Annotated in this window: 10 protein-coding genes and 1 pseudogene; 6 read left to right on the forward strand and 5 right to left on the reverse strand. The window is 42.4% G+C overall.

Annotated elements, in window-relative coordinates:
* Nucleotides 1-39 precede the first annotated feature (39 nt).
* Nucleotides 40-408, forward strand: a complete 369-nt coding sequence (locus AC6IZ0_RS13195) for a hypothetical protein (RefSeq protein ID WP_271731247.1) — start codon at nucleotides 40-42, stop codon at nucleotides 406-408.
* 163 nt (nucleotides 409-571) lie between these two features.
* Nucleotides 572-1,792 carry a DUF4336 domain-containing protein gene (locus tag AC6IZ0_RS13200; protein WP_497723307.1) on the forward strand — a complete coding sequence of 407 codons (1,221 nt, stop codon included), beginning with the start codon at nucleotides 572-574 and terminating at the stop codon, nucleotides 1,790-1,792.
* Nucleotides 1,793-1,848: 56 nt separating this feature from the next.
* Here AC6IZ0_RS13200 and AC6IZ0_RS13205 read toward each other — a convergent pair whose 3' ends face one another.
* The 3 genes from AC6IZ0_RS13205 to AC6IZ0_RS13215 all read right to left on the reverse strand — a co-directional run bounded on the left by AC6IZ0_RS13205 (nucleotide 1,849) and on the right by AC6IZ0_RS13215 (nucleotide 4,570).
* Entirely contained in the window at nucleotides 1,849-3,438 is a 1,590-nt protein-coding gene (locus AC6IZ0_RS13205) for an alkaline phosphatase D family protein (RefSeq protein WP_271731244.1), read from the reverse strand.
* A gap of 599 nt (nucleotides 3,439-4,037) precedes the next feature.
* Nucleotides 4,038-4,340, reverse strand: coding sequence for a zinc ribbon domain-containing protein (locus AC6IZ0_RS13210; RefSeq protein WP_497723309.1), 303 nt, complete (start codon nucleotides 4,338-4,340; stop codon nucleotides 4,038-4,040).
* On the reverse strand, nucleotides 4,319-4,570 hold the full coding sequence (locus tag AC6IZ0_RS13215) for a hypothetical protein (RefSeq protein WP_280802169.1): 252 nt from the start codon (nucleotides 4,568-4,570) through the stop codon (nucleotides 4,319-4,321). The genes AC6IZ0_RS13210 and AC6IZ0_RS13215 overlap by 22 nt, the downstream gene beginning before the upstream one ends.
* Before the next feature lie 130 nt (nucleotides 4,571-4,700).
* Between AC6IZ0_RS13215 and AC6IZ0_RS13220 the strand changes: the two genes are divergently transcribed.
* The 4 genes and pseudogenes from AC6IZ0_RS13220 to AC6IZ0_RS13235 all read left to right on the forward strand — a co-directional run bounded on the left by AC6IZ0_RS13220 (nucleotide 4,701) and on the right by AC6IZ0_RS13235 (nucleotide 7,906).
* Nucleotides 4,701-5,096 carry a hypothetical protein gene (locus tag AC6IZ0_RS13220; protein WP_497726057.1) on the forward strand — a complete coding sequence of 132 codons (396 nt, stop codon included), beginning with the start codon at nucleotides 4,701-4,703 and terminating at the stop codon, nucleotides 5,094-5,096.
* A gap of 378 nt (nucleotides 5,097-5,474) precedes the next feature.
* The gene (locus AC6IZ0_RS13225; RefSeq protein WP_271732158.1) at nucleotides 5,475-6,125 is read left to right on the forward strand and encodes a pentapeptide repeat-containing protein; all 651 of its coding nucleotides are present in this window, start codon (nucleotides 5,475-5,477) and stop codon (nucleotides 6,123-6,125) included.
* Nucleotides 6,126-6,140: 15 nt separating this feature from the next.
* The gene (locus tag AC6IZ0_RS13230; protein ID WP_271732160.1) at nucleotides 6,141-6,965 is read left to right on the forward strand and encodes an SDR family oxidoreductase; all 825 of its coding nucleotides are present in this window, start codon (nucleotides 6,141-6,143) and stop codon (nucleotides 6,963-6,965) included.
* A gap of 18 nt (nucleotides 6,966-6,983) precedes the next feature.
* Nucleotides 6,984-7,906 (forward strand): annotated as a pseudogene (locus tag AC6IZ0_RS13235) (alpha/beta fold hydrolase).
* Here AC6IZ0_RS13235 and nblS read toward each other — a convergent pair.
* Nucleotides 7,882-9,798, reverse strand: a complete 1,917-nt coding sequence (gene nblS, locus AC6IZ0_RS13240) for a two-component system sensor histidine kinase NblS (protein ID WP_497723310.1) — start codon at nucleotides 9,796-9,798, stop codon at nucleotides 7,882-7,884. The pseudogene AC6IZ0_RS13235 and the gene nblS overlap by 25 nt on opposite strands.
* A 340-nt stretch (nucleotides 9,799-10,138) precedes the next feature.
* Nucleotides 10,139-11,413 (reverse strand): phosphoribosylamine--glycine ligase, encoded by a 1,275-nt coding sequence (gene purD, locus AC6IZ0_RS13245; protein WP_497723312.1) that lies wholly within the window; start codon nucleotides 11,411-11,413, stop codon nucleotides 10,139-10,141.
* Nucleotides 11,414-12,022: the final 609 nt, after the last annotated feature.

A 12,022-nucleotide genomic window follows, 5' to 3' on the forward strand; every position in this document is an offset into this window, starting at 1 on the left:
TTCTGCTGTATTACTTTTCCATATAAATTCGGAGTTTTCATGTACTATTACCCAGCAAACCCACCATATTTTCTGCTCCTAATTGGCTTTTTGATGGCATTAACTTCTGGTATCGCTTTATCTGGCACACTAAAAGTAATAGTACAGCAATGGCCAAAGAATAATTCCGAGGATACTAAATCTCCTTCCGCATTAAAAAAATTATTGGTGCCATTTCTAGGAATTACTGCTGGTGTTTGTCTATTTCTCTCATCCGGTCTAGAGATATTTGGCTTTCCTTCTTTCTTGGCTTTGGCGGTGGGGTTACCAGTTAGTCTTTTGACTTGTGTACTGGTTTGGTTCCAGTTGGGAAGTATGCTAACTTTTGCCAAACGGGAAGGAATGCAAGCTCTAGATTTAGATTCTTAAGCATCACAGGATTCTTGGTTAATTAGACCCAACTGTAGAAACATTCCAAAAGTCTCTACAGTTTTTTATTTTTCACATAAGTTGATCTTAAAATAATCATAAGATAATAAGTAAGTTTTTCACTGATTAATTTGGGCTTTGGCAAGTTGGGAGGGGTTGCACGGTGGCTGATGATAAAAGTACGGGAAGTCCAAAAAATGATGAGCAAGAGTTTTTTTGGCCTTTCTGGTTGACATTGCCACTCTACCCTTATGGCAAGCGCCAGACAATCCGTAAGGAAGTAGTTAAAGATACCATCTGGATCTTTGACCAACTACAGGGGATTTTTTACGTAGTTGTGCCGATTCGCATGACCGTAGTTAAGCTAGAACAGGGGGGTCTTTTAGTATATGCTCCCGTTGCGCCTACTCCAGAATGTCTGAGGTTGGTTGAAGAGTTAGTGGTAGAACATGGGGATGTTAAGTATATTATTTTGCCAACAATTTCAGGAGTAGAACACAAAGTGTTCGTCGGTCCTTTTGCTAGATGCTTCCCCAAAACACAGGTTTTTGTCGCCCCCCATCAATGGAGCTTTCCCCTAAATCTTCCCCTTACCTGGCTGGGCTTACCTGGTAACCGGACTCATATATTACCAGCACACAGCAGAAATACACCATTTGCTGACCAATTTGACTATGCAATTCTCGGCCCTATAGAACTCGGTCCGGGAAGATTTGCTGAGGTAGCATTTTTCGACAAGCGATCGCGCACCTTATTATTAACAGATTCTGTGGTATCTGTATCAGCAGAACCACCGGCGATCGCCCAATTAGATCCATATCCTTTGCTATTCCATGCCAAAGATAGGGCATCTGACATTATGGCAGATAATCCCGTCAATCGCCGCAAGGGATGGCAACGTATTGCCTTATTTGCTTTGTACTTTCGTCCCAGTGTGCTAGAAATTCTCAGATGGAGTCAAGTCTGGCGTGAGGCAACTAAAGCCCCTAATCGCTCACCCAAAGCCTATTTTGGCTTATTTCCCTTTAAATGGCGCTCAGATTGGCAAAGCTCCTTTGAGCTACTTAGAGGTGAAGGTCGTTTATTTGTAGCACCAATTTTGCAGACACTAATTCTCAACCGCGCACCCAGAGCAACCCTGAACTGGGTTGACAAGGTGGGGAGTTGGGATTTTCAGCAGATTATTCCTTGTCATTTCGACGCACCCATCAAAGCACACCCTGATAAATTTCGTCAAGCATTCTCTTTCCTAGAAAAGCATCCGCCTATCAGTGGGGAGAGTAATAGTTACCCTTTACCAGAAGAGGATTTTAAATTACTCAGAGAAATTGATCAAGGTTTAAAAAACAGTGGTATTGTGCCACCAGCACAGGAAAAAGTTTAATAACATCGTACCAAAGTTCAACTTTGGTACGAGATTCTGGTCATAGACAACAATGATTAGCCTGGTTGTACTCCGGGAACACCGTTTTGAACTACATATGTTGCTCGTTTGCTGATGGTACCAAATGGAGTTGTCACATTAGACATAACTAAATAATCTGTTGTCCAAGTTGTAGGAGTCAGTAAACAGCGAACATATCCCCGCTGACCATTGTAGAACTTAATATGTGGGTTATCCGGTAAGTAAGCTGCCACGTTGGGGGGGATGTCTGTTCCATTACCACCAGAGCTAATAGAAGTACATACAAATTCACTGCCAATGGTAGCAGAATTGGGGTCATCAAAATTAGTTTTCAGATCCATTGCCCAGTTGGAATGTACATCCCCAGCCAAGGATACAGGATTAGAAGGTTTACGCTCTGCAAGGAAATTCATCAAGCGATTGCGGGAAGCCAGATAAGCATCCCACTTGTCCATACTAAACGTTTGTCCTTCACCGGGTTGGAAATCCCGTTGTGCAATGGGTACTTGCTGGGCTAAAACATTCCACTTAGTCTGTGAACTGTCTAAACCCTCATATAACCAACTTTCCTGCCTTTCTCCGAGAATTGTAGCTTCTGGGTTTAAAACCTCATCACAACGTTCTTTTGTGCCATCACCACAGGGCTGGTCCGTACGATATTGGCGAGTATCTAAAACATGGAATGTGGCCAAGTTGCCGAAGGACAACCGACGGAACATCTGCATATCCGGTCCAATAGGTCGTGAGAAAGGCCGCAAAGGCATATGCTCATAGTAAACCTGATAAGCAATTGCTCGCCGTTGCAGAAAGATTTCTGGGTCTTGATCTGGTTCAGTATCAATTTGTGAAATGTTATTGGCGTAGTTGTTTTCCACCTCGTGGTCATCCCAAGTCACAATCCAAGGAAAAGCTGCATGGGCGGCTTGTAAATTGGGGTCGCTTTTATAGAGTCCGTAACGGTTGCGGTAGTCTTCTAAAGTGAAAATTTCTGAACCATTGTGTGGTCTAACAGCTGTGCTGGAAATTCCCCCTTCATAGATGTAGTCTCCCGTGTGTACCACCAAGTTGAGATCATCTTCTGCTAAATATTTATAGGCAGTGTAGTAACCTTGCTGATAGTTCTGGCAAGAGACAAAAGCAAATTTAAATTGATTCAAGTTGCTTTGTAGTGAAGGAGCGGTACGAGTACGACCAATGGGGCTTTCTTCTCTGCCGACAGTAAATTGATACCAGTACCAATTTTCCGGTTCCAGACCTGAAACTACAACTCGAACAGAATGGGCTAATTCCGGAGTTGCTACGATAGTACCTCTAGCTACAACTCGTCTCATGTCAGGATCTCTGGCTACTCGCCAGCGAACTGGGACGTTAGCAAGTGGCATTCCTCCCCCATTCAGAGGTTCAGGAGCTAGACGAGTCCAAATAACTACGCTGGTAGCATCAGGTTCACCAGATGCTACACCCAGCTTAAAAGGATAATCGGAAAATCTGCCCCTTGCCATAACTCGGTCATGGGAAAATTGACTGGCTAAGGTCAAACCAGTGAATGCTCCCGCCCCAATGATTAAGTTACGTCGTTTGATGCGATTACCCAAAAGCCGCTCAAAATTAAAGTAGTCTGCCATTGTGTTATTCCTGAGTAACAGGTAAATTTCAGCACAGAAGCATTCGACTTTAGAAAGATATGACAGGTTATGTGAACTCCATAACCACTTTTTTCCAGACAATCAGGCTGGAATTTTCATACTTATCTAATATTTCGATTGATTTAGATGCTTACTTTGCTAGCCGGAGAATACTGGTTAGAGATTAATTCTGTCTGAAGGGAACGTTAAAAATAACTTAATTTTTCTATACTTGCGCCTTGGGCAATTAAAACTTGATTAAGAACAGTAACAATAGTAATTGCTGTTGAATATGGGTGAACATTTGCAGTAAAAGATAATTATACTTGAATAGGAGTCTTAAGTAATGCCGTCATCATAAAAACTGTATCCAGGATCGAAACCCATAAAATAGCTAAACAGCTATAAAATCAGTGTAATTGCAGGAATCAACAGTAGTTGCTCACTGCTTAACAGACTCAACACATCCCTTAAATCAATTGATTTTTATCCAATTTTCTTCTATTCATCCCATAAACTTTTGAGTAGAACGGAGTTTAATTATGCCTCGTTCTCAAATATTCACTACATCTTTAGAGTTTGTGAAATTATAGACAAATCTACAAAGTCACTTTACCAGGGGTAAACCTGATTGGAGTTACTCCTAACCCCTCTATCCCGTCTGCAAAAGCGTTCAGGACTGCTTTTCTTAATATGTTGTACGCCCCATTTAAATCAGCGTTTATTAACCTTCCATTGGAAGCTTTATACAACCCACGAGCTACTCTTCTACCACTAAATACACCTTCTGCCCCTTTTTGGTACTCGGGGATATTATCAAGGTCAAGAAAACTAGCCTTAGAGGTATAACTTTCTTCGTTGATAATAACTTTAACGCCAGCTAAGTTAGCTTTATAAACCAACTGCTGGATAAATTTATAGTGCGGTATCTTTCTAAGTTGTCTTTTGACCCATTATCAGAAACACGGCAGTAGATAGCTACAACTTTGTTAGGGTTTTGGTTAGTTTCAGGTAGATTAATAATTATGGTTCCTGTAGGTTGTTGATAACCTGTGATTACGCCGGATTTGTACCAACGCCACGCAGTTCCATAACTTATCCCTACCTTTTTTGCATAATCAGATAGTTTCATTCATTTAATGATCGTACACTCATAATATTATACTATAAATGTACATAAATGACTATAAATTCATTAAATTATTGTGAACCTGCAAGAAATTTACCCCTGTCCTGTCTGTCGCGTCGGTAAAATTTCTCAGATGCCAATGATGGAAACTATGGCCTGTGACTTCTGTCATGAGATTTTTACTGTCAACCTAGAAGAACAACAAATCAAAATGCCTTCTCGGCAACCCCCACTGATATGGCGCTGGAATGGCTTTAACTGGACAGAACCCCAACTAGAAGGGGTGGAACTGGGTTGGGGTTATGGTGCAGCAGCAATTGCTTTTGTGGTTATCCCAACAACTATCATTGCCCTAGCTGCTTATTACTTACCCCCAATATCTGATAGCCCCATTACTTGGTTACCCTATATCTGGACAATACTCACTTTTTTGTCACATTTATCAATTATTATCTGGATTTTGGCAGAAATTTATCAGTTTCCACTTATGGCTTATTGGAGAGCCATGCATCGGTGGAGAAGTAGGTAACAGACTATACGTTAAATATACTATAGCCTTTTTCAGGCTCATGAAGTAAACACCAATTCCCTGTTCCCTGTTCCCTGTTCCCTGTTCCCTCAAACTAAAAAAAATTGTACCTCACGAGCATGGTAAATGCTATATGTGGGAATTTAGGATCAAAAGGTTATTTATGAACTGAGTTACCTCAAACAGGCTTGTATAATATTTAAATCTCAGTTAGAGAAAAACTATTCTGCTGGTGGAATCGATGCCGGTGGAGAATCACCCGCCCTAGGGCTTGACTAGGGTGGAATTCTGACTAATTCCCACATCAAAACTACACTGGAGTAGGTTTGATCTGGCGGCTGCATCACTCATACTTAAGATTGTTGACAAAAATACCTGATGAGCGAGATGGAGCAGTATTATCGAGTTTTGGAAATAGAACCTGGAGCCACACTTGAGGAAGTCAACCAGGCTTATAAAGACTTGGTTTTCATTTGGCATCCTGATCGCATTCCTCAAGATAATCTTCGCTTACAAAAGAAAGCCCAAGAAAAGCTCAAAGCTATTAATGAAGCTCGTGATCAATTGCGAGCTTTAAATGGCAAGAAGCATAACCATGTTGCTCATTCTCCGGTATCTCCACCCAAAAAACCACCCCACACTACCTACAAACCACCTAGCCCTAACCCGGATTTGAGTGGTAAGAACTTCAGCGGCTCTAACCTCAGCAACAAGGATTTATCTGGGCGAAACTTGAGTTATGCTAACTTGAGTGGCGCTGACCTGAGTGATACTTTTATGCATAAAGTCATTCTCCGGGGAGCAAATTTATCTCAAGCCAATTTGTTTAGAGCTAATTTACTTTTAGCCGACCTCAGAGAAGCTAACTTACGCTCTACTAATTTAATTGGCGCTGACCTGAGTGGCGCTGACCTGCGCGGAGCCGACTTGACAGGGGCGCGGATTCGTTCGGGCGATCGCCTACTGGTAAAATTAATTGGTGCTAATTTAGCCGGTGCAATTATGCCCGATGGTGCCATCCATAGTTAACAATCAGTTTGATTTATGAACATCGCCATTATTGGTTGCGGTTACGTTGGTTGTGCAGTTGCTCAATTGTGGCAGCAAAAAACGAATTTTATGATCACTGCTACCACAACCACCCCAGAGCGTGTCCCCACATTACAAACTCTAGCCCACAAAGTTGTAGTTATCCAAGGCCATCACCGAGAAGGACTAAAATCTGTATTGCAAAATCAAGATGTTGTCCTGTTGAGTCTTGGGGCAAAAGGGGTAAATTTATACGCAGAAACTTACCTCAAAACTGCTGAAAATCTGGTGAACCTTTTACCAGATCTTCCTACAATCAAGCAGATAATATATACCGGCAGCTATTCAGTTTATGGCGACCATAACGGTGGATGGGTAGATGAACAAACCCCACTTAGACCCACTCATGAGCGGGGAAAGATTCTCCAAGCCACTGAGGATGTATTGCTAGCAGCATCTACTGATCAACTGCGTGTTTGTATCTTCAGGTTGGGAGGTATTTATGGACCGAATCGGGAACTGATCAAAATATTTAGTACACTTCCTGGTACAACTCGTCCCGGTAATGGTGAAGATGTCACCAATTGGGTTCACCTAGATGATATTGTTGGGGCGATAGAATTTGCCCGCCAACATTACTTAGAAGGTATTTATAATTTAGTAGATGATGCCTATTTAACTAGTCGAGAGTTACTAAGTCGCTTGTTTAAAAAACACGATTTACCCAAAGTAAAATGGGATAATACTACTACAAGTAACCGTCCATATAATGCTAAAGTATCCAACCGAAAAATTAAAGAAGCAGGGTATAAATTAACTCACACACACATTATTTTTTAAGAAAAAAACCCGATTAATATGGTAAATTCATTGAATATTAGAATATCTCCTACCCAGTTTTATACATGGAACAATTATTCTTGTGCCTATGAAATCCATGAACCAGCTAATTCCGCCAGTGACGGTATACCTTTACTTTTAATTCATCCGATTGGTGTGGGGTTATCGCGGCAATTTTGGCAAAGGTTTCGCCGCCAATGGTATCAAACAGGTCGTAAAAATCCTATTTACAATCCCGACTTACTCGGATGTGGTGAAAGTGATATGCCCCATGTGGCTTATACTCCTCAAGATTGGGCGCAGCAACTACATACCTTTTTATTAACAGTAGTTAAAAAACCTGTAGTAATTGTAGTACAAGGCGCATTATTACCCGTAGCCATAGAACTAGTACAGCAACAATCTTTAATTCTGGGGATGATTTTAGCTGGGCCTCCATCTTGGCCAGTAATTACTAAAAACTCATCACCATTACAGCAAAAAATAGCTTGGAATATTTTTGATTCCCCTTTTGGCAAAGGTTTTTATCGCTATGCACGGACAGAAAAATTTTTGCGTTCTTTCTCAATTAGGCAACTTTTTGGCTCCGAGAATGCTGTAGATAAAGAATGGTTAAATATGTTATTCGCAGGGGCAAAAAATCTAGAAAGTCGCCATGCAGTATTTTCATTTTTAGCTGGATTTTGGCGACAGATTATAGTAGTTATTTAGCTTGTATCAATCAGCCCACACTGATCGTTGTAGGAGAAACTGCATCCAGTATTAGCAAAGAAGGGAAACAAGAAACACCAGATGAACGCTTGGCTGATTATCTGGCCTGTTTACCCCAAGCTACGGGTATTAAAATACCGGGACGCAACGTTTTACCCTATGAATCAACAGGGGAATTTGTAGAAGCGATCGCCCCATTTATTACTCAGTTAGAAGCTGTCAAATCTTGAGGTACTTCTTCAAATACAGTCAAGTCGAACCAAAAAGTAGTACCCACACCCACCTCACTCACCAGATGCATTTGACTATGATGCCGTTCTATGATATTCCTAACAATAGATAAACCCAAACCAGTACCTTCTAAAGTGTGAACACGATTTTCCACACGGAAGAAACGGTCAAAAATCGCCTGTTGGTCTTCAGGGGCAATACCGATACCAGTATCCGAGACTTCCACCCGGACATGAGAACCCCCAATGTGTGAGTCAGGGTTTGTATCCAGTTGGTAGGCGCGAATTGCTACCTGACCACCCGGCTGAGAGAATTTCAAAGAATTACCTACTAAATTAGCTAATACTTGTAACAGTAAATCATAGTTGCCCACAACCAAGGGTAAATAAGGCTCTATTTCCTGAATTAATTCAATAGCTTTGTCCCTCGCATTGAGTTCATAAGTACGCAGGGTTTGTTCAATAGCTTGTGCTAAATCCACACCATCAAAATTGTAACTGCGTCCAGATTCGAGTTTAGACAAATCCAAAACATCGTTAACTAAACGGGTAAGTCTATCAGTTTCATTATTAACAGTTTGTAGAAAATCCTGTCTTTGTTCCACACTCAACTCTTCGCCATACTCATGCAAAGTTTCGATAAAAGATTTGATATTAAATAGAGGCGTGCGTAACTCGTGAGAAACATTACTAATAAATTGGCTTTTTGCCTCATTCAGTTCTACCTCACGAGTAATATCCTGCACAGTGATCGCAATACCTTTGATGCTCTCCCGTTGGAGATTGAGTACAGTAGTCAAAAGAATGCGGATAGTACGCTTAGTGGCTTGATTCAAATGAATACGGAACTCGGCGCTGTCACATTCACCCGCAGCCATTTCATACAAAGGACGGGTAATTTCCATCTGCACTGCTGAGGGTAAATGATGTAAAACATTACCCCCTTCAACTCCTATCCCCTCCCAGCCAAAAATCCGTCGGGCCGTGGGGTTAACTAAAATCACCTGCATACTGTTATCAATCAAAACAGCACCATCAGCAATGGTAGAAACCAGGGTTTCCAGCTTGGCTTTTTCTGCTGTTAATTCCTCAATATTTTGCTCCTCATAGCGTTCTAGACGTTCAGCCATTTCATTAAAGCTGAGAATTACCTCTCCTAGTTCCCCCCCTAAAGGTAAATCAATGCGCTGCTTGAAATTACCAGCCGCAATTTGTTTCACCCCTACTAACAGTTCTTTAATAGGCTTGGTAATAGTCAAAGCATTAATAACTCCAGCCAAAATCACCATCACCCAAATCGTGATAAAAACCGCAATAGTCACATCACGGGTGAAATTAGTAGAAATAACTGCCGTTTGGTTGGGGTTGATACCTATGGCTAAAACCCCCTGGTGTTTTTGATCGACAATTAGGGGAATAAATACATCCGTGACTACTCCATCCGGGGTTATATGTTGCCGCACCATGGGCTCTTTCCGCTCATTGGTGTAATCTTCTGGTAGTTGTATCCGTCGTTCAATGGTGAGGGAGTTTTCTACCTCTTCCAAAAAAGGAATGCCAAAAAATATTTTCCCAGTTTCATCAGCGTAGAGCATATAACGCACACTAGAGGTGCTGCTGTAGAAGCGTTGGGAAAATTGCTGGGCTTCAGTGAATTTGTGGTCAGCGATCAGGGGAGCAACGTTAGCAGCAAGCAGTAGTCCTAGATCACGACCAAAGCGGGTGTCATTCATGCGCGCATCTTGCTGAATTGTATTCACAGCCCAGAATGTGAGGCCACTCATGACCAAGGACACCACCAAGGTGGCCACAGCCAAGAGTTTGGTCTGGAGGGTGAACTCTGACCACCAGTTAGCAATTGCTTCCCGGAGTGTTTTTAAAGGAGCCAGCATTCTAAATCAACTTGTTAGTAGTTTTCCTTATTTAACCGTTGGACAAAACCTACTAAAATCTCTTAGTGTAAAAATGCTTAATAGTTTTGTCTTTATAAAGGCATAACCTTTAATAGTACCACGGCAGCACTCCCTATCCCTTTTGTGTGTCAAAGTATAGGGAAGATTTTCATTACGATTTGTAACGAACCGTTGACATTCGCATTAATCTTAGTTTCATTACTGGATTGACCCCTAACAAGTGAAAAATTAATAGTTGATGTTATCAATATATTAATTGAAATATCAGGATTAGCCATGACCTGTGCTGGGAATCAAAGCGCAGCGCCAAAGCTAAATTCTACTTGAGGACTCGATGACCGATATCTTGGCGGTAATATACCCCCTCAAATTGGATTGATTTGATTCCAGTGTATGCTTGAGCGATCGCCTGCTGAAAATTTTCACCGATGCCCGTTACATTTAACACCCGTCCCCCATCTGTAACTATTTCTCCTTGCTGGTTTAATTTTGTACCTGCATGAAATACCGTCACTCCCGCGGCTTCAGCCTCTTTGATTCCCGTAATCACTTTACCCGTGTCGTATTTACCAGGATAACCCCCTGAAGCAGCGACCACAGTAGCCGCAGCCCCTGGTTTCCAAGCTATAGGCGGCATTTCCCCTAAACGCTGCTCTACACAGGCCAAAATCAATTCCTCTAGGGGTGTTTCTAACAGTGGCAAAATCACCTGAGTTTCCGGGTCACCAAAGCGACAGTTAAATTCTAACACTTTGAACTCGCCATCGGGGGCAATCATCAAGCCCGCATACAGCACCCCCCGATAGTCAATACCTCTAGATTTTAAACCAGCGATCGCCCTTTCCAACACTTCAGCTTGAATCCGCGCCATTAACTGGGGTGTAGCAATAGGTGCGGGGGCGTAAGCTCCCATCCCGCCGGTATTTTCCCCTGTATCCCCGTCTCCAATCCGCTTATGGTCTTGAGCGGGGAGCAAAGGGCGAATAGTTAACCCATCAGTCAGGGCTAAAACTGATACCTCTTCCCCAATCAAGCATTCTTCCACTACCACAAAATTACCAGCACTGCCAAACTGTCCCGCAAAAATTGCCTCAATCGCACTTTCCGCCTGTTCTTGAGTTGTGGCGACTATTACCCCTTTACCGGCCGCTAAACCATCGGCTTTAATAACTATAGGTATTCCCTGGGATTTTACATAGAATTTAGCTGCCGTCGCTTCAGTAAATACCGCAGCCTTGGCTGTGGGAATCCCCGCCTCTTGCATTAAGCCTTTAGCCCAAGCTTTACTAGCCTCTATTTGCGCCCCAGCTCTCCCTGGACCAAATACCATCAGTCCTTGACTTTGCAGGTAATCTGTAATACCCATTGCTAGAGGTACTTCTGGCCCCACTACCACCAAAGAAATGCCATTTTCTAGAGCGTATCGGCTCATCCCCTCAAAATCATCTACAGCCAAAGGTAGGTTCTGACAACGTTCTAGAGTAGCAGTTCCCCCGTTTCCTGGTACACAAACAACTTGCTCAAGCCCAGATTGTAACAGTTTCCAAGCCAGGGCGTGTTCCCGCCCTCCATTACCAACAACTAAAACTTTCACTGATTTCCTCATGTATCCCTGATCGAGAATACCTTAGCAGCTCTAATCAATCAACTTTTAACAATTTCCCTTAGGAAACAGGAAACAGGGAACAGGGAACAGGGAACAGGGAACAGGGAACAGACAATCAAATCCAGTCCCCTCCCCTTACAAGGGGAGGGTGAGGCTGGGGTCAAGCAATAGGTCTGTATTTTCAAAGCTTGTTTAATAAATGTTGATATGTAATTTTCATCACCAGATGGGCAATATCCCCCACTTCTCGGAAAATTTATCACTACCTGACAAGATCATAGTCAGAAGTCGGGGATATGAGTAACTAATAAAAGCGATCGCACTACCACCGAAATCACCCAGAGTCCCCAGAACAGAAATATCACAGTCATTCCGGGATAGCCTAGTCATCTATTCCAGTCGGATTTATCCGACTTTAGCTATCAGACAGGGGTTTCTAACCCCTGGCTCCCTTATAGCGCTGCTGTAAACAGATCGCGAAGCGCTGCTGCACTGAGCAGATCGCGGGTGGGTAAGCTCCCCGACTTCTTAAATAATTGGCATAATCTCATATAACTTGTCCAGAAGTCGGGGAGCTGTGTAACTCCAAAATCATGT

Source organism: Anabaenopsis sp. NIES-4685, from assembly GCF_059725405.1.

Bases quoted from the DNA above. Each gene is read 5' to 3' on its own strand.
- AC6IZ0_RS13195 (WP_271731247.1), top strand. From the start codon at position 40: ATGTACTATTACCCAGCAAACCCACCATATTTTCTGCTCCTAATTGGC.
- AC6IZ0_RS13205 (WP_271731244.1), bottom strand. From the start codon at position 3,438: ATGGCAGACTACTTTAATTTTGAGCGGCTTTTGGGTAATCGCATCAAA.
- AC6IZ0_RS13215 (WP_280802169.1), bottom strand. From the start codon at position 4,570: ATGAAACTATCTGATTATGCAAAAAAGGTAGGGATAAGTTATGGAACT.
- AC6IZ0_RS13220 (WP_497726057.1), top strand. From the start codon at position 4,701: ATGCCAATGATGGAAACTATGGCCTGTGACTTCTGTCATGAGATTTTT.
- AC6IZ0_RS13225 (WP_271732158.1), top strand. From the start codon at position 5,475: ATGAGCGAGATGGAGCAGTATTATCGAGTTTTGGAAATAGAACCTGGA.
- AC6IZ0_RS13230 (WP_271732160.1), top strand. From the start codon at position 6,141: ATGAACATCGCCATTATTGGTTGCGGTTACGTTGGTTGTGCAGTTGCT.
- nblS (WP_497723310.1), bottom strand. From the start codon at position 9,798: ATGCTGGCTCCTTTAAAAACACTCCGGGAAGCAATTGCTAACTGGTGG.